This window comes from Enterobacter hormaechei ATCC 49162, assembly GCF_001875655.1.
GTDB classification, from domain to species: Bacteria; Pseudomonadota; Gammaproteobacteria; order Enterobacterales; family Enterobacteriaceae; genus Enterobacter; species Enterobacter hormaechei.
Genome location: NZ_MKEQ01000001.1, coordinates 1,904,257 through 1,923,127, shown reverse-complemented (window position 1 = coordinate 1,923,127; position 18,871 = coordinate 1,904,257). Strand labels below are relative to the sequence as shown.

The following is an 18,871-nucleotide window of genomic DNA, read 5'->3' as shown; positions in this document are numbered from 1 at the left end:
TAAAATAACGGAGCAACAACCTATGTACCTTAACAGCAAGCGTTTTATCCTGGCCGCTGCCACGGTGGCACTTACCGCTATCGCCACACCAACCTGGGCTGACGGGCTGATGACCATCATCGTCAACGATCCCTCTAACCCCTACTGGTTGACGGAAGGCCAGGTGGCGCAGAAAACGGCTGAGAAACTCGGCTATACGGCGAAGGTGAGTGCGCATAAGGGCGACACCAATACCGAAAGCCAGCTGATTGATACCGCGATCACCAATAAATCGAAGGCCATTATTCTCGACCCGGCGAACGCCGACGGTTCGGTTGGCTCGGTGAAAAAGGCCATCGCGGCGAATATCCCGGTGTTTATTATCAACGCCGAGCTGAACCAGAGCGGCCTGGCGAAGGCGCAGCTGGTTTCCAACAACGCCCAGGGCGCGGCGCTTGGCGCACAGCAATGGGTGCAGCAGGTGGGTGATGCGGGCGACTACGTTGAGCTGAAGGGGCCACCGTCTGATAATAACGCCGCCACCCGCGCCAACGGTTTTGAGACGGTGCTGAGCCAGTACCCGGATCTGAAAAAGACAGGTAGTGAAGTGGCTAACTGGGACCGTACCCAGGGCTATAACAAGATGCAGTCTCTGTTGCAGGCTAACCCGAATGTGAAAGGGGTGATCAGCGGTAACGATGAGATGGCGCTGGGTGCGATTGCGGCGCTGAAAGAGGCGGGTAAGCTGAAACAGGTGACCGTTGGCGGCTTCGACGGCTCCCCGGATGCGGTGGATGCAGTGAAAGAGGGGACGCTGGCCTATACCGTGATGCAGCCGGTGGCGACCTTTGCCGCTAAAGCGGTTGAGCAGGCGGACACCTTCCTTAAGACCGGCAAAACCGGCGCGTCGTCAGAGAAACAGCTGTTTGACTGCGTGTTAATCACCAAAGAAAACGCGGCGAAAATTACCTCTCCATTTATGCTTGCAGACTAAGTTCGCAAGAGAGTAGCCCGGGCGAGGCGTTTACGCCGACCCCGGGATTAAACACCGTGTTGCTAAACTATGGCTAACACGGTGTAATTAACAAAGATCGGAACTCATTCCTCTCTTTAATGGACGGATTATGGCGCAAACACCGCAGGACCCCTCTCTGAATCTGTTTATGGCGGATACCCTTCCCAGCGACAGTCGTCAGGCTCGTCAACTGGCGCGCCGTCAGCTGATTGTTGAAGCGGTAATGGCGGAAGGTGCAATCCGTATTGAGGACATTACCGAGCGTTTTGATATCAGCCTGATGACTGCCCACCGGGATATTGACGAGTTGGTGGAGCGCGGGCTATTGCATAAATCTCGCGGCGTGGTCTCGGCGACGGCCACGAGCCTTGTGGAATCCAGTGACATTTACCGCGCCACCCGTCAGCTTGAAGAGAAGCAGGCGATTGCCGAAGTGGCGGCAGGTTACCTAGAGCCGGGGCAGGCCATCTTCCTGGATGATTCCACCACTGTCTTTCAGATAGCGCGCTTTCTGCCCGCCAGAGCGCCGCTGACGGTAATCACCAATTCACTCACGTTGATGAACGAGCTACGCAATATTCGCGATATTACCCTGCTCGGCCTGGGTGGCCAGTACTACAACTGGTGCAACGCGTTTATGGGCCACTCCACGCGTCAGGAAATCGCCGGACTGCGCGCCGACGTCTTTTTTGTCAGTATGTCGGCGGTGATGGATGGGATCGTTTTCCACCAGTCGGCGGAGACCATAGAGACCAAGCGGGCGATGTTTGATTCGGCGAAGCAGCGCATCCTGATGATGGATCACACTAAATTTGAGCGCCGGGCGCTCTACCATTTTGCCCACCTGAACGAGTTTGATGCGGTGATTGTTGACCGGGGAATTCCGGTACCGACGCTGCGTCAAATTATGGATATGGGGGGGAATGTGGTGGTGGCGGATATGAAGGGAAAAGCGGGGGAGCGCTGAGGTTTTACGCCAGTCCTAAACGAGCCGGATTGAGGGGGGGGCCTCAGCCTCCCAGGTCAAATTGAAGGTACAAAAAAGCCCGCAGGGCTTGCGCCGTGCGGGCTTTCAGGACTTCGTATCAGGCTCTGGTGACCATCAACAAAGGATTTTGGGCTGGCGGAGTCTGAATTGGTTGTTTAACTTGTTGTTTAATAGCTGATAACCTTCAATTCAATTTTCATTTTGGTCCCATTGTTGGTCCTAAAAGAAAATGTCAGGTTTTTTGCAGGGGAGGGAAGGTTACAGCAGGAGCTTTTTCGTCTGTGAGATTAGCATTTTGCTTTCCTTTAGTCTGCTCTGTATTTAATCGTTTATTTCACGTTAGTTTTTAGCAAGTCGGTAGAGCGCCTTGCTCGCAGAATATCTACTACGGAAATATACGGAGTCTGTTCCTGCCAGCTAAATCCCTTCCTGTCGATACGAACCAGCTCGTATTTTTCTACCAGAAAATTCACGGCATCGGCTAGGGTGATACCGGCATCGATGTGTTCCTTAATCACAGCCTCATTGCAGAATGGCGTGTCGTTTATTGTCAGACCATAGTGCTGTTCCAGCAGACGTGTCAGTAACATTTGCCAGACAGCCACGGGTGACAGGCAGGGCTTCACCGCCCGCTGAGTTGTTGCAGGTAAAGTTTTCATGTTTGCTCTCGTGTAGGTAATTAACGCTGAGTGGGGTAAATGGCGATGTATACGTAGCCGCAACTGCCAAGGGTGTCGGCTTCGCAGGTTAAATCGTTGTGGTACAGGGTAACGCAGTGGGCATGGTGGGGGCTGAGTTCACCGGTGGTCAGCATCGATTCCATCTGGCGGATAAAGTGCGGGAATGTTTCATCCAGCTTCCGGCATTCGATGTCACTGAACTTGCCGGTGATGCTGGCCCGGTCAGCCAGATAATGCAGTCGGTTGCCTTCCTGCACCAGACGGGCTCCCAGGCGCAGTGTAATCTCCCGCTGCAGGCCCCTGGTAGGGTTGCTCATTACAGTTCTCCACTATTGTCAGTTCAGGGTGATGCTCATCAGGCAGGTATAGGGCCCATTGCGGTCTTGGCGGCGTTCGGCGTATACCGCGAGGACTCCGGCGATATCCGGAACGTCCCTGCCGGTGTAATGACAGACGCTACCGTGCCACTGGTATTTGCCGGTGCAGTAGCGAAAGATTCGGGACTCAGGATGCTGGCGGTATATCGTCATTGCCCTGCGTTTACTGATAATTTTCATGTAATACCTCAAAGCAGACCGTGTTCTGCGAACGAATAGATTTGCCTGCCACCGACAATCAGATGGTCAGGGACGCGGATATCCACCAGCTGAAGCACCTGAACCAGTCGCTGCGTGAGGGTTTTGTCGGCCTGGCTAGGTGTCGTCTCGCCGGAAGGATGGTTATGCGCGAGTATCACCGCCGCCGCGTTGAAGTGCAGAGCACGTTTGACCACCTCCCGGGGATGCACCTCGGTGCGGTTAATCGTGCCGGTGAAGAGCGTTTCATGGGCAATCAACTGATTCTGGTTGTCCAGATACAACACCCGGAACTCTTCCCGCTCAAGCGCGGCCATATGCAGTCGCAGCCATTCACGTACGGCGTGGGTAGAGGTGAAGGCTACGCCGGGCTCATGCAGGTGGCGGTCCAGAGCCCTGAGCGCCCGCTGAATGAGACGCCGGTCCTGTGGCGTCATCTCGCCGGGTAAAAAGGAAAGCTGTTTCATCTGTTGCTCCTTCGGTCAGTCGATAATACGCAGAATGGCGTGAGCCTCTGGATGTTGCATGGCATACTCCCGCAGGCGGTAATAGTGTGCGGTCATCGCGTCACATTCTGTACGGCAGGCATGGTGGCTATACGCAATCAGGCAGACAGCAATACCTGCTGCTTCTGCACTCATTTGGGCATCGTTACCGTTCAGGCAGTTAAACAGACGCCATGTCTCATCGTTGTCAGGCTCGGGGGACATAAATGCGCCGCCATTGCTGAGGGTGTAGAACGACCAGATACCACCGCTGTAGCCCTCACAGAAGCGGTCCATCCAGGCGAAGATATGCGGCTCCAGGAGTAGCCACTGCGGGATAGCGCCAAAGTACTGTGGCCAGAAATCGATACGCTGTTCATCGGGGACCGGCGTGACGGTCAGTTCAAATTCGGGTTGGTTAGCGGGTGCGAGGTCGTGCTGCGTCTGTGTTGTCATGGGTATGTCTCCGTCAATAAAAACGCCAGCGGCGATGGCTGGCGTATGGGGATATAAAGTGTGTTCGGGGAGGTGAATGCGGGTAAATGCTTCGCGATCAGCGGGTGGCCGTGTCTGTACGGATGCCTGAGGTGCGGATATAGCGGTTAAGACCTTCACCGGCATCCGGCTCAAAGTTCCATGCCCGCCAGACCATCCGGCCTTCAGTATCACGAACCACCAGACGGAAGTGACTGCCCTGGTCGTCTTCGAGTGTGATATTGCTGTACGTGGTAGTGACCGCTTGCGCTTGTCTCCGGGTGAAAGGCCCCGGTGGCAGCAACACGGATTGGGTCATTTTCGGGCTCCTGATAAAAGAAAACCCCGGCAGCCTGCTAGCTGTCGGGGTGGATTTGCTGGGGAAGATACTACTATCAGTCGTTGCTGCAGTCTCCGAGAGTGGACAGAACTTTCTCAGCGTTCTTCCGGTCCGCAGTGAAGGTCCCTGCTTTGTGGTCATTGACGTAGACGTCGAACTGCCCGGCCTCAGAGATATTGCTGATGAAGTCAAACCAGGCGTTATCGCCGTTACGCCAGCCTAGGCTGGACGGAATAATGTACTGCTGGTGATCCATCACTACGGTGATAGTAGTGTCGTCATCGTGCGAACTGACCATCTTGTCATCGGCAAGGGTAAGAAAGACTGAATGCTGATAAAAACCATTCTGGTCCGGGTTCCCTGTGCAGTTGATGGTAAACGTCTTCCCGCTGGCTTCGGTCACACTGTATTCCGTATTGCCCTGACCGTAACCCTGCTGCCAGAACCCCGGGATAGCAGAGGCATTAAAGCTCGCGAGCAGTACACCCACCAGCACAAACCGACTTAGTGAACGTATTGTCATTTCTGTTTCCTTTATCGTTGTTTTTATTCCTGATTGTCAGGGTTCGAGGGTATCAGTAGCTGCCCCATCAGTTTGCCGTCATGGGCGTACTCAAAGTATTTTTCTTTGGTATACGGGTCAGTCACCTCCTGGTATTCCAGTTTGATGTTATCGGCAATACACAGCGCATTCATCAGTGGCTGGACGGTTTTTTCCTGCATATCCACGAGGTAGTAGTAACTGCCATCCTCGCAGCCATCGGGCGACTGGCGGGTACGTAAAACCTGCAAGGTGGGACCGGATAAGTAGTCAACCTGTGACCATTCTTCGCTGACATCATCCTGGTGGCTGACCACATCACTGAAACGCGGTGGGGTGAGGTCCTTAAATTTACTGATGGCCTTCAGGTCATCACTTCTGTCATCGCATGCGATGAGAAACATAGTGGTGGCAACCAGCGCCAGCAGAGGCAGTGTTTTACGTTTCATTATTTTTTTCCTGAAATCAGACGAACCACTTTGGCAAAGACATAAATGCCCACGAAAATACCCACCGGCACGCCGACGAACGGTGTTAGCGCGACACTGGCAGCACCGGCTGCGCCACCTCCCGTCAGCAGTGCGGCAACAGTGGCAAGGGTCAGGGCCGCGAGACTGTCGGACACCCCGGTTTTGTTCAGAATGATGACGATGACAACAATGGCGATAATGGCAATAACGGGCATAGGGCTCCTCCCTGTTGCCGGGTTGATAACAACGCTTGCGCTATTCTGGTGAGCTGTTGGCCGGAACAAACGTAAGCAGTGACTGCTGGATAAAGCGAAAATGGGGTAAGGACTGAATAAAGCCCGGGTCTTCAACAAGACGACACAGACTGTCGTTACGCCGGAAAGTCTCCTGCAGGGGCTGAACCAGATGGATTTCATCCAGGGAGAATACGGCGATATGTCCGTCGTGCTCTGCCACCAGATACCAGGCCTGCTGGTGGATAAGTAACCGGCAGGGAGCCAGCCGCTCACAGCGCTGCCCCTCGGCAATCAGAGTCACCCGCCTGCGCCCGGTAATGGCCTGAATCAGTCGCCAGAAAGACAATGCGCCTGATGGCGAAGGAGCCGGACTGGCGGGTGCGATTACGCAGGGAGACTCATCGCACATCAGCAGTGCGTTTACCAGACGACGGTCAAAGCCAGGGAAAAGACCGGCCATCCCGCTGCGGTGGGCAAAGATAAGCACGTCGGGCACCATCTGCGTCTCACTGCCCGCAGTGCGTAAGCGGCAATATCCGGACTGATACTCCAGGTCCAGATACATCAGCCGCTCACGAAAATCACGCCGCAGCGTGCGTACCGACACACCAAACTCAGCGGCAAGCTTACGCACACTCAGCGTTTCCCCTGCCACCAGACGGCTGATTATCAGTGACAGCCTGACAGCCAGCCGGTCATGGCGGCGTTCTGCCTGTGTCATGAGACGTTCTCCGTGAAAGTTAACTGACTGAAAATGATGTGATTACTTTAAAGAGGGGGTCGGACAGGGTATGGACACCACAGAAACTATTTTTCATTTCTGCAAAAGCCAGAGGCAGCGGGGGTTACAGGCCTTCCCTCGGTGAGTGAGGACCGTCAGCACGGTGCGATGCGGACAGGTGGTGTCCGATATTAACAAAGCAGCAACATTAAACGGTCACTGCAGTTGCGTGAGCAGGGCTTCCGCCATCACCCACAGTGCCCGGTTAAGTTTCACGTCCCCGTCGATACCGCGAACGGCACGGGTATGTGACCGTCCTCCTTTGGCATTACGGCCACTGAGCCCGCCCTTAATCAGGTTCTCCTGAATACGCTGGTACGTGGTCCACAGGTCATTGCTCTCATCCTGCCAGCGGCGAGGGGAGAGGATCTGCGATTCAGTCACCGGCTGGTGGTCTTCACCAAAGCGGTATGTGAGGGCGGCTTTTGCCAGTGCCTGCTGTGCCGGGGGTGGCAACAGCAACGACTGCATGGCATCCCGTTTCTCCTCCACCCGGTCAAAAATCCCCAGCACCTCATACGCGCCTTCAATCACCTGACTCACCACGTCCCCCTTGTGTGGCACCCGCACCTCGCCAAACGACTCACCGCAGACGAGCCCGTTCTGACAAACCGCACGAAATAGTCCCGGCAACATCTGATACGAACTGGTTCCATCGTGAGAGTTGAGTAGAATAATTTCCGGCACCTGTTTACCGGTGATCTGCCCTTCCCGCCGCAGACGCAGCATATGCTTTGTATGTTCACGACGACCCGGGTCACGCACGCGGGTCTGACAGGCAAAGAATGGCTGGAAGCCTTCTCGCTGTAGGCTGTCGAGCAGGGAGATGGTGGGTATATAGGTATAACGCTCACTACGGGACTCGTGTTTGTCCTCACTGAATACACTGGGCACTACGCGAAACAGCTCTTCACGGGTTAACGGACGGTCGCGACGGATAAGGTTTGCTGCGCCAAAGCGCGAAGCCAGACGGGTCATAAGCAGACTCCTCATAACGGGAAAACAAATAAAAGGGATCCCCGTCGTATCGGCGACAGGGGCAGGGAAGTAACAGGGATGGGTTAAATACTCAGAAGAAGAAATCCCAGACGGCGCGGGCCACTGACACCACCGTGGTGCGCACGGCCTGAATGACGGCCCGCACCGGGGCGGGTATCAGGGGAAAGGCACTGATGCTATCGAGTACGGCCCCGACGGTTTCACCAAAATCGCTACGAGCCTGTTCCCGGACTACCGTCGTGCGAAAGGAAGGATGGAGTTGCGACACCACCGGGCTGGTGGCCTCACGTGGCAGGCACTTAATCATCCGCTCGGCCATCACCTTAAGCCCCCATTGTAGACGGACCGACACAGCACACACCGGATGGACGGGCTGGAACAGCTCATGCAGCAGGCAGATTTTGCGGCTGATATTCTGCTTCTGCGCCGTGGACAACTGTCCCCCACCGCTGGTAGGTTCGGCCTTATCCGACTGGCTGATAACAAACAGCACCTTATGCCGGTATACCTCTCCAATCACCTGATGATAAAAATGTTCATCCACCGTCAGCGCCCGGTCATCGGCCTTAATCAGCCACAGTACCAGGTCGAGGCGAGGAAGCTGTTCACGGTACAGCGCAGCATACTCGGTATCGCGAGCGCCACTTTCGCCCACGCCGGGCAGATCCATCAGCGTTATATAGCGGTCGCCGACTTGCAGGCGAAAGCGCAGTGGCTCACGTGTACAGGCCGCCACATCGCTGACCGGTGATATATCTCCGGCAAACAGGGCATTGCACAGACTGCTCTTCCCAACACCGGTTTTACCCATAATGCCGATCACTGGTTCGTAGTTAGTTAACTGGTTAATTTGCTGCAGAAGCCGCTCTGATACCCATTGCGGCAGATCAGCAAGCGATTGCTGAAACGACTTCAAACCTTCAGAATTATTCATCACTACTCCTCTGAAAAATAATAAAAAACGGTAGAATCGTGAGATTCCGCCGTTAATTGCGTATGTTCAGAGTGATGATATATATCTGAAGATTTTTTCAATCCTCTGCGCTTGAGGCAGCTGCGCGACTGCTGGCTCAGGCAATGAATGAGTTATAATAGCAGCATTTACTAACAGGGATTTATTGAGAGTATGAGCCGCCGTGATACACCTTAAAATCTCAACCCAGCAAAGTTTCGGAGCCGCGAGCAAAAGTGAGAGCCTTCACAAAATAATGCTTAGTAATAAAGTTACTTTGAATTCAGAGCCCCGATTAATGTGAACATGATCAACGAATTTTACCCAGATTGAGTTCATTCAGTAGCCAGGTTTTGAACACATCAAGCGCAGAATGCATGTGCTGGTGCTGGGGGAAAACCAAATAATGACCGATGTAATGTATTTCGCTGGTACTGTTTACAAGTGGGCATACCAGTTTACCGCTAGCGATTTCACGTTCAGCCAGTAGTTTTGATTCAAGCACAACTCCCAAGCCGTCAACTGCGGCAGCAATCGCCAGAAAGCTACGGTCAAATCGAAGGCCATAATTATTGGGTGGCGTCATCTTATTCGCCTCAAACCATCCTTTCCACTGGTACAACTGCACATCGCACTGAATCAATGTGAAGTGGTTTACTGAATTTGGCCACCTGAACAGAGGTGATATGCTCACCTCAGAACAACACAGGTGTCATAATGAAAAAAAGAAATTTCAGCGCAGAGTTTAAACGCGAATCCGCTCAACTGGTCGTTGACCAGAACTACACCGTGGCAGATGCAGCCAGCGCTATGGATGTCGGCCTTTCCACAATGACGCGATGGGTGAAACAATTACGTGATGAACGGCAGGGCAAAACACCAAAAGCCTCCCCCATTACCCCGGAACAAATTGAAATCCGTGAGCTCAGGAAAAAGCTACAACGTATTGAAATGGAAAATGAAATATTAAAAAAGGCTACCGCGCTCTTGATGTCAGACTCCCTGAACAGTTCTCGATAATCGGGAAACTCAGGGCGCGTTATCCTGTGGCCACTCTCTGCCATGTGTTCGGGGTTCATCGCAGCAGCTACAAATACTGGAAAAACCGTCCTGAAAAGCCAGACGGCAGACGGGCTGTATTACGCAGTCAGGTACTTGAACTGCATGGCATCAGCCACGGCTCTGCCGGAGCAAGAAGCATCGCCACAATGGCAACCCAGAGAGGTTACCAAATGGGGCGCTGGCTTGCTGGCAGACTCATGAAAGAGCTGGGGCTGGTCAGTTGCCAGCAGCCGACTCACCGGTATAAGCGTGGCGGTCATGAGCACGTTGCTATCCCGAATCATCTTGAGCGACAGTTCGCCGTAACGGAACCAAATCAGGTGTGGTGCGGTGATGTGACCTATATCTGGACGGGTAAGCGCTGGGCGTACCTCGCCGTTGTTCTCGACCTGTTCGCAAGAAAGCCAGTGGGCTGGGCCATGTCGTTCTCGCCGGACAGCAGGCTCACCATGAAAGCACTGGAAATGGCATGGGAAACCCGTGGTAAGCCCGTCGGGGTGATGTTCCACAGCGATCAAGGCAGCCATTATACGAGCAGGCAGTTCCGGCAGTTACTGTGGCGATACCGGATCAGGCAGAGTATGAGTCGGCGTGGAAACTGCTGGGATAACAGCCCAATGGAGCGCTTCTTCAGGAGTCTGAAGAACGAATGGGTGCCGGCGACGGGCTATGTAAGCTTCAGCGATGCAGCTCACGCAATAACGGACTATATCGTTGGATATTACAGCGCACTAAGACCGCACGAATATAATGGTGGGTTAACGCCAAACGAATCAGAAAACCGATACTGGAAAAACTCTAACGCGGTGGCCAGTTTTTGTTGACCACTTCATATTGATATAGAAACGGTCAGTGTATCTATCCAGAACAGCCTTTGTTTTGGCCTACTGGATGGCACAAGACAGATCGGTTTCGCCCGTCTGGTGACAGACTTTGCCACTTTTGGTTATTTGTGCGACGTCTACGTGCTGAACGACTATCAGAAAAGTGGCCTCGGTCGTTGGTTGATTGAATGCTGTCACGCCCATCCATTGATGTCACGCCTGCGACGGATAATGCTGGTCACTGACAGCGCCCCTTGGCTATACCAGAAAATGGGGTATCTCCCGTTGAACCGACCAGACTTTGTCTGGCAGATCAACCGACCAGACATGTATCGTAAAACCGAAGGTAAATGAAGACTGTTTGGAGAGTAATATAGACTGTCAATCCGTAGGGCTGAGCATCTGCTGCGGAATAATTTGGCATATTCGCGAGACAACGTTGAGACGTCTGCTTGAGGCCCGGAACTTAATGTCAACTTAGCCATAGCCCATCTTCCACTTCTTTGCGCTATCTCGTTTATGAACCTAGTCATTCCGGGTATCATTTTGCGATTAGCATTCCAAAACCAAATTTAAGATAGGCATGTTTGCACTATCGCTGCGATCGCCCCTGAGGATTTTCATGAACAACGCCGAACAACAGTTCCTGAACGAGCTGGATAACAAATTCTGGAAAGCCGCCGACAAGCTACGCGCCAACATGGATGCCGCCAACTACAAGCACGTGGTGCTGGGGCTTATCTTCCTCAAGTATGTGTCCGATGCCTTCGAGGCGCGTCAGCAGGAGCTAATCACCTTGTTCCGCGATGTCGGCAACCCGGACAACATCTATGCCATGTCGCGCGACGGTTACGACTCTGATGAAGAGTACGCACAGGCGATTGTGGATGAACTGGAGGTGGAAGATTACTACACCGAAAAGAACATCTTCTGGGTGCCGAAAGCCGCGCGCTGGGACACGCTGAAAAACAAAGCCATGTTGCCGACCGGCACCGTGCTGTGGGTGGATGAAACCACCGGCAAGGATGTGACGCTGCGCTCTGTGTCCTGGCTGGTGGATAACGCGCTCGATGAAATCGAAAAAACCAACCCGAAGCTGAAAGGTATTCTGAACCGTATCAGCCAGTATCAATTGGGCAACGAAGTGTTGACCGGGCTGATTAATACTTTCTCTGACGCCAACTTCAGCAACCCGGAATATAACGGCAAGAAGCTCAACTTAAAGAGCAAAGATATTCTCGGTCACGTGTACGAATATTTCCTCGGCCAGTTCGCGCTGGCGGAAGGTAAGCAGGGCGGCCAGTATTACACGCCAAAAAGTATCGTCACCCTGATTGTTGAAATGCTGCAACCGTATAACGGGCGCGTGTATGACCCGGCGATGGGTTCCGGCGGGTTCTTTGTTTCCAGCGACCGTTTTATCGAAGAGCACGCGGGCGAGAAGCAGTACAACGCCGCCGAGCAGAAGCGCAATATCTCTGTTTACGGCCAGGAGTCGAACCCGACCACCTGGAAGCTGGCGGCAATGAATATGGCGATCCGGGGTATCGACTTTAACTTCGGCAGCAAAAACGCCGACACCCTGCTGGACGACCAGCACCCGGATCTGCGAGCTGACTTCGTGATAGCGAACCCGCCGTTCAACATGAAGGAGTGGTGGAACGCCAAGCTGGAAAACGACGTGCGCTGGAAATACGGCACACCGCCGCAGGGCAACGCCAACTTTGCGTGGATGCAGCACATGATCCATCACCTTGCGCCAAAAGGTTCGATGGCGCTGCTGCTGGCGAACGGTTCGATGAGCTCCAACACCAACAACGAAGGCGAAATCCGCCGTAACCTGATCAAAGCCGATTTGGTCGAGTGCATGGTGGCGCTACCGGGCCAGCTCTTTACCAACACCCAAATCTCGGCCTGTATCTGGTTCCTGACCAAAGACAAATCCAGCGGCAACGGCAAAGCGCACCGCAAAGGCGAAGTGCTGTTTATCGACGCCCGCAAGATTGGCTTTATGAAAGACCGCGTGCTGCGTGACTTTACTCGTGAAGATATCGCCAGAATTGCCGACACCTTCCACAAATGGCAGGCAGATAAAGAGTACGAAGACGAAGCCGGATTCTGCTTCTCTGCAACGCTGGAAGATATTCAGAAAAACGACTTTGTGTTGACCCCTGGGCGCTATGTTGGTGCTACCGAGCAAGACGAAGATGATGAACCCTTTGCCGAGAAAATGGCACGATTGACGACGCAACTGAAAGATCAGTTGGAAGAGAGCGCGAACCTAGAAGCACAGATTAAGGCGAATCTGGGGGGGCTGGGTTATGAGTTTTGAGATCCCATTCTCTCATATTGCAGAGATTATTATGGGGCAATCCCCTAAAGGCGAAGAGGTTAATAATGAGGGGATAGGACTCCCCTTATTGAATGGACCTACAGAGTTTACTGACCGTTACCCTGCACCTGTGCAGCATACTGCATATGCAAAAAAAATATCGCTACCAGGAGATATTTTATTTTGTGTTCGTGGTTCAACAACCGGCAGGATGAACTATTCTGATCAAAAATATTGTATAGGTCGAGGTCTTGCTGCAATAAGAGGTCGAAACGGATATCCGACACCTTACGTTAAAGCTGTATTAGAGACTTATCTTCCTAAATTGCTGGCAGCTGCGACAGGATCAACTTTTCCTAATGTTAGCAAAGACCTTATTAATAATATTCCAGTAAGTGTTTTACCTGTTGAGAATGCTTGTAATATTAGTAAGCTCATCGAATTGCAGGAAGAGAAAGTATTCACGAATAATCAGATAAACCAAACCCTCGAACAAATGGCACAAGCCCTGTTCAAAAGCTGGTTTGTTAATTTTGAACCCGTAAAGGCCAAAATGGCAGTGCTGGAAGCGGGCGGTTCGCAGGAAGACGCGATGCTTGCCGCTATGACAGCGATTTCCGGAAAAGATGATGATGCGCTGGTGGTTTTTGAGCGTGAACACCCTGAACAATATGCCGAGTTAAAAGCCACGGCAGAACTGTTTCCGTCCGCGATGCAGGATAGTGAGTTGGGAAATATCCCTGTGACATGGGAGTTAGGGAAGCTTCAAGATTTGTTGGTATTACAGAGAGGTTTTGATCTCCCTTCATCGGCACGAAAAGATGGTGAGTTTCCTCTGATTGCCGCCAGTGGCCCCAACGGTACTCATAATGTGGCAATGGCTAAAGCTCCGGGCGTTATAACTGGTCGTTCTGGTGTGCTTGGTAAAGTTTATTTAACGCTTGAAGATTATTGGCCATTGAATACAACCCTTTGGGTAAAGGAATTCAAACGTGCAACACCCTGTTACGCTTATGAGTTGCTGCGACTATTAGATATGAAAGCGTTTAATGCAGGTTCAGCTGTTCCTTCTTTGAACCGTAATCATATACATAGTTTGAGCTATCCACTCCCCCCTATGGCATTAGTAAATTTGTTTGAATCATCAGCCTTGCTTTTGCATCAGCGTGCACATGTAAATTTAAAACACTCTCAATCTTTGGCATTACTCCGCGACACCCTTCTCCCCAAACTCCTCTCGGGTGAAATCACCCTACCGGAAGCCGAGCAGGCGGTAAGTGAGGCGGAAAATGTATAAAGTCGATACGCCGACCAATAGTCTGCATTCTCTGCAAGAGGTGTCGTTCAGCAGCCTCGGCTTTCGCGAGCGCGATCACCTGCAGGAGTGGCTGGCAAAGAATCCCCAGGCGTTAACCCGCGACAACGACGATGAGTTGCTGATTATCCAGAAAGAGTTCGCCGGTTTTGACGACACCAAAGAACGTCTCGATCTGCTGGCGCTCGATAAAAAAGGCAACCTGGTCATCATCGAAAATAAGCTTGATGATTCCGGGCGCGACGTCGTCTGGCAGGCGCTGAAATATGCCGGCTACTGCGCCAACCTGCGTCAGGAGAGCGTGGTGGAGATCTTCCAGCTTTATCTGGATCAGTATGAGCCCAACGAGAACCGCCAGGCGGCAGAGGTCATCGCCGAATTTATGGGCTGGGAAAGCCTGAAAGAAGGGGTGCTCAACCGCAAAGGCACCCAGCGCGTCATCATGGTTGCGGCCAATTTCCGCAAAGAGGTCACCAATACCGCGCTGTGGTTGATGCAGTTTGGTATCCGCGCCCAGTGCTTCAAAGTGACCCCCTACCGTTTTGGTGAAGACGTGTTTGTCGATATCCGCCAGGTTATCCCAACCCCGGAAGCGGAGTCGTACATGATTGGCATGGCGCAAAAAGAGGCGGAAGAGCAGTCCACCTCCAGCAGTAGCGAACTGCAGCAGCGTCACTATCTGCGCCGCGAGTTCTGGACGATGGCGCTGGAAAAATTCCGCACCAGCCCCTGTTCACTGTTTAACAACCGCGCTCCCTCAACCGATCACTGGCTGGCTGCCGGGTCGGGCGTTAGCGGCGTGCCGTTTGAGCTTATCTTTTCCCAGAAAGACGCTCGCGTGCAGCTCAATATTTCGCGCGGAGATGCGCTGGAAAACACCTGGTTATTTGAACGCCTTCAGGAACGTAAAACGCACATTGAATCGCTGTTTGGCGAGCCGCTCGACTGGCGGTTGCTGCCAGAGCGAAAAAGCTGCCAGATCGTCTGTTCAAAGACGTTTGACGGCGGCAATAAAGAGATCTGGCCTGTCATTATCGACTGGATGATGGATAGCATGAACCGTCTGGAAAAAGCGATCCGCCCGAGCCTGCTGGAACTGGCGATTGAGCTGAAACAGACCGGTATGATCACCGAGGGAGAGGAAGAGTAATGCTGAGCGAAGACGATTTAGAGCAGCAATGCCTGAAATGGTTTGCTGAACAGGACTGGGAAGTGCTGCACGGGCCAGATCTCGCGCCGGATGGCGACAACCCGCTGCGTGCTTCATTTCATGATGTGTTTCTGCGCCCGGTGATGCTGGAGCAGCTGCAAACCATCAACCCCCATCTCCCTGTTTCCGTGCTGGAAGAGGTGATACTCCGTATTACCCGCCCCGAAAGCCCGGATCTGGTCGTCAGCAACAAAGCATTCCATCACCTGTTGCTCGACGGCGTACCCGTTGAGTACAAGCGTGAAGACAAAACGGTTCACGATAAAGCCCTGCTGATGGATTTCAACCATCCCGGCAATAACCGCTTTATGGTCGTAAATCAGGTGGCTATTCAGGGGATAAAACAGGTTCGTCGTCCGGATATTATCTGCTATATCAACGGCCTGCCGGTGGCGGTGATTGAGCTGAAAAGCCCGATTGATGCCAATGCCGATATCTGGGCTGCGTTTAACCAGCTGCAGACCTATAAAAACGAACTCAGCGACCTGTTTATCTGTAACGAAGCGCTGGTAGTGAGCGACGGGCAAAATGCGCGTATCGGCTCTCTGACCGCTGATGAAGAGCGTTTTCTGCCGTGGAAAACGGTGGCGAACGAAGATGATAAACCGCAGTTTCACTGGCAGCTTAAAACGGTAGTGCAGGGCTTCTTTAATAGCGAACTGCTGCTCGATTACATTCGTTTCTTTGTGCTGTTTGAAAACGATGGCAAACGGCTTATCAAAAAGATTGCCGCTTACCATCAATTCCACGCGGTGCGTGAAGCGGTTGCGGCAACGATTGTGGCCTCTACCGGTAAACATCTTCCGCTGCGCAGCAACATTACCCCCGGCAGTAAAAAAGCGGGCGTGGTGTGGCATACCCAGGGCTCCGGCAAAAGTATCTCCATGTGCTGTTACGCCGGAAAGCTGCTGCAACAAACAGAGATGAATAATCCGACCATCGTCGTGGTGACCGACCGTAACGATCTTGACGGGCAGCTCTACGCCACGTTTTGCCAGGCGCATGATTTACTCAAGCAAACGCCGTTACAGGCCAACGACCGCGACGAACTGCGCGAGCTGCTCAACGCCCGTGAATCCGGCGGCATTATCTTTACCACCGTGCAGAAGTTTGCGCCGCTGGACAGTGAACAGAGCCATCCGGCACTTAACGTCCGCAGCAACATCGTGGTGATTTCCGATGAAGCGCACCGCAGCCAATATGGCCTGAGCGCCACGCTGGACCGGCAAACCGGGGCCTATAAATACGGCTACGCCAAGCATATGCGCGATGCGCTACCGAATGCGTCGTTTATGGGCTTTACCGGTACACCGATTGCGTCTGAAGATAAAGATACCCGTGCCGTGTTCGGTGATTATGTCTCGATCTACGATATTCAGGATGCGGTGGATGACGGCGCGACGGTGCCGATTTACTACGAATCCCGCTTGGCAAAGCTCGACCTGAACCATGAGGAGCTGGAAACGCTCTCCGATCAGGTGGATGAGCTGGTGGAAGATGAAGAGACCGGCCAGCAGGAGAAAACCAAAGGTGACTGGAGCCGTCTGGAAAAGCTGGTAGGTTCTGAGCCACGCATCAAACAGGTCGCGGCCGATCTGGTTCAGCACTTTGAAACACGCAATGCGGCGATGAATGGCAAGGCGATGATAGTCGCCATGAGCCGTGATATCTGTGTGAAGCTCTACAATGCCATCACCGAGATCCGCCCAGACTGGCACAGCACGGATGTCGAACAAGGGGCTATTAAAGTCATTATGACCGGCTCGGCATCGGATAAAGACCATCTCCAGCCACACATCTACAACAAGCAGACTAAAAAGCGCCTTGAAACTCGGTTTAAAGATTTAAACGATCCGCTCAAATTGGTTATAGTCCGTGATATGTGGCTGACCGGGTTTGACGCGCCGTGCTGCCACACCATGTATATCGACAAGCCGATGCGTGGCCACAACCTGATGCAGGCCATTGCGCGTGTTAACCGCGTGTTCCGCGATAAGCCCGGCGGGCTGGTGGTCGATTACATCGGCATTGCCAACGAGCTGAAGCAGGCGCTGAAAACCTATACCGACTCAAAAGGCAAAGGGCAGTCCACGGTCGATGCCCGGGAAGCCTTTGCCATTCTGCTGGAAAAAATCGACATTATTCATGGGATGTTTGCGCCCTCGGCAGGAAAACCCGGCTTCAGTTATGCAGGTTTTTCTCGCGACCCGTTAGCGTTCTTACGCGATGCGGTGAACTATATTCTGGGGCTGGATGACGGTAAAAAACGCTACCTCGATGTTTCGCTGGCGATGAATAAAGCCTGGTCACTGTGTAATACGCTGGATGAGGCGAAACCCTTACAGGAGGAGTTCGCGTTTCTTTCGGCGGTCAGGGTGGGGCTTATCAAGCTCGATCCGAAGGCAAAGTTTAGCCAGTCAGAAAAAAACTCTCTTCTGAGCAAGATCCTCGATAACGCGGTTGTCGCGACCGGGGTTGAGGATGTCTTCGCACTCGCCGGGCTGGATAAACCGAACATAGGTTTGCTGTCCGATGAGTTTTTGGAAGAAGTGCGGGAAATGCCGCAGCGTAATCTGGCAGTGGAACTGCTGGAAAAACTGCTCAATGACGGCATTCATGCCCGTTCGGGCAATAACGTGGTGCAGCAGAAGAAATACTCCGACCGACTGAAAGCGGTGCTGCTCAAATACAATAACCGCGCCATTGAGACCGCGCAGGTGATTGAAGAGCTGATCCAGATGGCGAAAGCGTTCCAGGAGGCGATGGCGCGTGATGATGCGTTAGGGCTGACCCCGGATGAAATCGCCTTCTATGATGCGCTGGCTGAAAATGAAAGTGCAGTGCGTGAACTGGGCGATGATACGCTGAGAAAGCTGGCCATCGAAGTGACATTGAAATTGCGGCAGTCCACCACCGTGGACTGGCAGGTGCGTGAAAGCGTGCGTGCCCGATTGCGTATTCTGGTGCGCCAGACGCTGCGTAAGTATAAGTATCCGCCGGACAAAACGCCGGGCGCCGTGGAACTGATTTTGAAGCAGGCAGAAGTGGTGTCGAACAGCTGGACAGTCTAAAACGTTCATCGATTATCTTGACGGAGGTGGTTCAATGTCGGTTACTGTAACAGTTGAAAAAGTAGGGGCGGCATTTGCATTGATCAAATGCCACCATAGGCCTGAAGCAGAATATGAATTTACTGGTGAGTTTCTCGGGCTTTCACACGAGCTGAAGTTTGCAGGGAAGAATTTACGAGAACTGAGAGAAACTGGCTGTTCTATTTATGGAATTTATCAGGATGAATACGGCATGACCTTACTTCCTGATCATCCCGGCATTAAACTGGCCGAAATACTAGCGGTATCAAATATAGGACTGAATAAATTTTCGGTTTACATGGGATGTCGCGAGCAAGAGATAGTTGAATTGTTGAACGGTTCAGTTTCACTGACGAAAGCTATGGCACTCCGGTTATCGCATGTAGTCGGTGGAAGTTGGTCGAAGTGGATGTTAATTCAAGAGCAGTTTGAATTACAGTTGGCACAACGAGAGATTAAAGAATTAATGATTTTGACTAATATCGGGGATGAGGTCGTTGGATTATAGTAAAACAACCATC

Annotated in this window: 20 protein-coding genes and 2 pseudogenes; 9 read left to right on the top strand and 13 right to left on the bottom strand. The window is 52.7% G+C overall.

All coding sequences use genetic code 11. The annotated features are described in order from the left end of the window. Positions 1-22 precede the first annotated feature (22 nt). On the top strand, positions 23-973 hold the full coding sequence (locus BH712_RS09755; RefSeq protein ID WP_001581454.1) for a D-ribose ABC transporter substrate-binding protein: 951 nt from the start codon (positions 23-25) through the stop codon (positions 971-973). A 130-nt stretch (positions 974-1,103) separates the two neighbouring features. Continuing rightward, the gene (locus BH712_RS09750; protein ID WP_001581455.1) at positions 1,104-1,961 is read left to right on the top strand and encodes a DeoR/GlpR family DNA-binding transcription regulator; all 858 of its coding nucleotides are present in this window, start codon (positions 1,104-1,106) and stop codon (positions 1,959-1,961) included. Positions 1,962-2,311: 350 nt separating this feature from the next. Here BH712_RS09750 and BH712_RS09745 read toward each other — a convergent pair whose 3' ends face one another. The 13 genes and pseudogenes from BH712_RS09745 to BH712_RS09685 form a co-directional block, all read right to left on the bottom strand. Then, the gene (locus BH712_RS09745; protein ID WP_001581456.1) at positions 2,312-2,641 is read right to left on the bottom strand and encodes a toxin; all 330 of its coding nucleotides are present in this window, start codon (positions 2,639-2,641) and stop codon (positions 2,312-2,314) included. Between the two features lie 20 nt (positions 2,642-2,661). Next, complete coding sequence (yafW, locus tag BH712_RS09740) at positions 2,662-2,979, bottom strand: type IV toxin-antitoxin system antitoxin YafW (RefSeq protein ID WP_000070396.1); 318 nt, start codon at positions 2,977-2,979, stop codon at positions 2,662-2,664. Positions 2,980-2,997: 18 nt separating this feature from the next. Continuing rightward, complete coding sequence (locus BH712_RS09735; RefSeq protein ID WP_000691994.1) at positions 2,998-3,219, bottom strand: DUF987 domain-containing protein; 222 nt, start codon at positions 3,217-3,219, stop codon at positions 2,998-3,000. An 8-nt stretch (positions 3,220-3,227) separates the two neighbouring features. Beyond that, the gene (locus BH712_RS09730) at positions 3,228-3,704 is read right to left on the bottom strand and encodes a JAB domain-containing protein (RefSeq protein ID WP_000811693.1); all 477 of its coding nucleotides are present in this window, start codon (positions 3,702-3,704) and stop codon (positions 3,228-3,230) included. A 15-nt stretch (positions 3,705-3,719) separates the two neighbouring features. Continuing rightward, positions 3,720-4,178: an antirestriction protein gene (locus BH712_RS09725; RefSeq protein WP_000211838.1), complete on the bottom strand. Its 459-nt coding sequence runs from the start codon at positions 4,176-4,178 to the stop codon at positions 3,720-3,722. Positions 4,179-4,275: 97 nt separating this feature from the next. Next, positions 4,276-4,515 carry a DUF905 domain-containing protein gene (locus BH712_RS09720; RefSeq protein WP_000194654.1) on the bottom strand — a complete coding sequence of 80 codons (240 nt, stop codon included), beginning with the start codon at positions 4,513-4,515 and terminating at the stop codon, positions 4,276-4,278. A gap of 76 nt (positions 4,516-4,591) precedes the next feature. Then, positions 4,592-5,059, bottom strand: coding sequence for a protein YkfB (gene ykfB / locus BH712_RS09715; protein ID WP_001581459.1), 468 nt, complete (start codon positions 5,057-5,059; stop codon positions 4,592-4,594). Positions 5,060-5,082: 23 nt separating this feature from the next. Next, positions 5,083-5,526, bottom strand: a complete 444-nt coding sequence (locus BH712_RS09710; RefSeq protein ID WP_071850045.1) for a YfjS/YafY family lipoprotein — start codon at positions 5,524-5,526, stop codon at positions 5,083-5,085. Beyond that, positions 5,526-5,762, bottom strand: coding sequence for a protein YpjK (gene ypjK / locus BH712_RS09705; RefSeq protein WP_001144031.1), 237 nt, complete (start codon positions 5,760-5,762; stop codon positions 5,526-5,528). Before ypjK ends, BH712_RS09710 begins: the two co-directional genes overlap by 1 nt. A gap of 40 nt (positions 5,763-5,802) precedes the next feature. Further along, positions 5,803-6,504: a DeoR family transcriptional regulator gene (locus BH712_RS09700; RefSeq protein WP_006812588.1), complete on the bottom strand. Its 702-nt coding sequence runs from the start codon at positions 6,502-6,504 to the stop codon at positions 5,803-5,805. A 216-nt stretch (positions 6,505-6,720) separates the two neighbouring features. Then, positions 6,721-7,542: a DUF932 domain-containing protein gene (locus BH712_RS09695; protein WP_000197389.1), complete on the bottom strand. Its 822-nt coding sequence runs from the start codon at positions 7,540-7,542 to the stop codon at positions 6,721-6,723. Between the two features lie 91 nt (positions 7,543-7,633). Then, positions 7,634-8,497, bottom strand: a complete 864-nt coding sequence (locus BH712_RS09690; protein WP_001065553.1) for a GTPase family protein — start codon at positions 8,495-8,497, stop codon at positions 7,634-7,636. 328 nt (positions 8,498-8,825) lie between these two features. Continuing rightward, positions 8,826-9,164: pseudogene (locus BH712_RS09685) on the bottom strand (LysR substrate-binding domain-containing protein); the annotation flags it as partial. A gap of 68 nt (positions 9,165-9,232) precedes the next feature. Here BH712_RS09685 and BH712_RS09670 point away from each other — a divergent pair. The 7 genes and pseudogenes from BH712_RS09670 to BH712_RS09640 all read left to right on the top strand — a co-directional run bounded on the left by BH712_RS09670 (position 9,233) and on the right by BH712_RS09640 (position 18,858). Then, positions 9,233-10,401, top strand: a protein-coding gene (locus tag BH712_RS09670) for an IS3-like element ISEc52 family transposase (RefSeq protein WP_108454466.1) whose coding sequence is annotated in 2 segments (ribosomal slippage) — positions 9,233-9,482 and positions 9,482-10,401 — 1,170 coding nt in all. Because the reading frame shifts where the segments join, the coding sequence is not laid out codon by codon here. 9 nt (positions 10,402-10,410) lie between these two features. After that, positions 10,411-10,755 (top strand): annotated as a pseudogene (locus BH712_RS09665) (GNAT family N-acetyltransferase); the annotation flags it as partial. 268 nt (positions 10,756-11,023) lie between these two features. Continuing rightward, a complete protein-coding gene (locus tag BH712_RS09660; RefSeq protein ID WP_032673636.1) occupies positions 11,024-12,733 on the top strand; it encodes a class I SAM-dependent DNA methyltransferase in 1,710 nt (569 codons plus the stop codon). Beyond that, on the top strand, positions 12,723-14,030 hold the full coding sequence (locus BH712_RS09655) for a restriction endonuclease subunit S (protein WP_032634419.1): 1,308 nt from the start codon (positions 12,723-12,725) through the stop codon (positions 14,028-14,030). The genes BH712_RS09660 and BH712_RS09655 overlap by 11 nt, the downstream gene beginning before the upstream one ends. Then, positions 14,023-15,198: a DUF4268 domain-containing protein gene (locus tag BH712_RS09650; protein ID WP_001581473.1), complete on the top strand. Its 1,176-nt coding sequence runs from the start codon at positions 14,023-14,025 to the stop codon at positions 15,196-15,198. The genes BH712_RS09655 and BH712_RS09650 overlap by 8 nt, the downstream gene beginning before the upstream one ends. Then, on the top strand, positions 15,198-18,329 hold the full coding sequence (locus tag BH712_RS09645; protein WP_006809980.1) for a type I restriction endonuclease subunit R: 3,132 nt from the start codon (positions 15,198-15,200) through the stop codon (positions 18,327-18,329). The genes BH712_RS09650 and BH712_RS09645 overlap by 1 nt, the downstream gene beginning before the upstream one ends. A gap of 34 nt (positions 18,330-18,363) precedes the next feature. Further along, positions 18,364-18,858 carry a helix-turn-helix transcriptional regulator gene (locus BH712_RS09640; RefSeq protein WP_006809979.1) on the top strand — a complete coding sequence of 165 codons (495 nt, stop codon included), beginning with the start codon at positions 18,364-18,366 and terminating at the stop codon, positions 18,856-18,858. Positions 18,859-18,871: the final 13 nt, after the last annotated feature.

Excerpts from the sequence above, each read along its gene's own strand:
- BH712_RS09755 (WP_001581454.1), top strand. The coding sequence starts at position 23 with ATGTACCTTAACAGCAAGCGTTTTATCCTGGCCGCTGCCACGGTGGCA.
- BH712_RS09750 (WP_001581455.1), top strand. The coding sequence starts at position 1,104 with ATGGCGCAAACACCGCAGGACCCCTCTCTGAATCTGTTTATGGCGGAT.
- BH712_RS09745 (WP_001581456.1), bottom strand. The coding sequence starts at position 2,641 with ATGAAAACTTTACCTGCAACAACTCAGCGGGCGGTGAAGCCCTGCCTG.
- yafW (WP_000070396.1), bottom strand. The coding sequence starts at position 2,979 with ATGAGCAACCCTACCAGGGGCCTGCAGCGGGAGATTACACTGCGCCTG.
- BH712_RS09735 (WP_000691994.1), bottom strand. The coding sequence starts at position 3,219 with ATGAAAATTATCAGTAAACGCAGGGCAATGACGATATACCGCCAGCAT.
- BH712_RS09730 (WP_000811693.1), bottom strand. The coding sequence starts at position 3,704 with ATGAAACAGCTTTCCTTTTTACCCGGCGAGATGACGCCACAGGACCGG.
- BH712_RS09725 (WP_000211838.1), bottom strand. The coding sequence starts at position 4,178 with ATGACAACACAGACGCAGCACGACCTCGCACCCGCTAACCAACCCGAA.
- BH712_RS09720 (WP_000194654.1), bottom strand. The coding sequence starts at position 4,515 with ATGACCCAATCCGTGTTGCTGCCACCGGGGCCTTTCACCCGGAGACAA.
- ykfB (WP_001581459.1), bottom strand. The coding sequence starts at position 5,059 with ATGACAATACGTTCACTAAGTCGGTTTGTGCTGGTGGGTGTACTGCTC.
- BH712_RS09710 (WP_071850045.1), bottom strand. The coding sequence starts at position 5,526 with ATGAAACGTAAAACACTGCCTCTGCTGGCGCTGGTTGCCACCACTATG.
- ypjK (WP_001144031.1), bottom strand. The coding sequence starts at position 5,762 with ATGCCCGTTATTGCCATTATCGCCATTGTTGTCATCGTCATCATTCTG.
- BH712_RS09700 (WP_006812588.1), bottom strand. The coding sequence starts at position 6,504 with ATGACACAGGCAGAACGCCGCCATGACCGGCTGGCTGTCAGGCTGTCA.
- BH712_RS09695 (WP_000197389.1), bottom strand. The coding sequence starts at position 7,542 with ATGACCCGTCTGGCTTCGCGCTTTGGCGCAGCAAACCTTATCCGTCGC.
- BH712_RS09690 (WP_001065553.1), bottom strand. The coding sequence starts at position 8,497 with ATGAATAATTCTGAAGGTTTGAAGTCGTTTCAGCAATCGCTTGCTGAT.
- BH712_RS09660 (WP_032673636.1), top strand. The coding sequence starts at position 11,024 with ATGAACAACGCCGAACAACAGTTCCTGAACGAGCTGGATAACAAATTC.
- BH712_RS09655 (WP_032634419.1), top strand. The coding sequence starts at position 12,723 with ATGAGTTTTGAGATCCCATTCTCTCATATTGCAGAGATTATTATGGGG.
- BH712_RS09650 (WP_001581473.1), top strand. The coding sequence starts at position 14,023 with ATGTATAAAGTCGATACGCCGACCAATAGTCTGCATTCTCTGCAAGAG.
- BH712_RS09645 (WP_006809980.1), top strand. The coding sequence starts at position 15,198 with ATGCTGAGCGAAGACGATTTAGAGCAGCAATGCCTGAAATGGTTTGCT.
- BH712_RS09640 (WP_006809979.1), top strand. The coding sequence starts at position 18,364 with ATGTCGGTTACTGTAACAGTTGAAAAAGTAGGGGCGGCATTTGCATTG.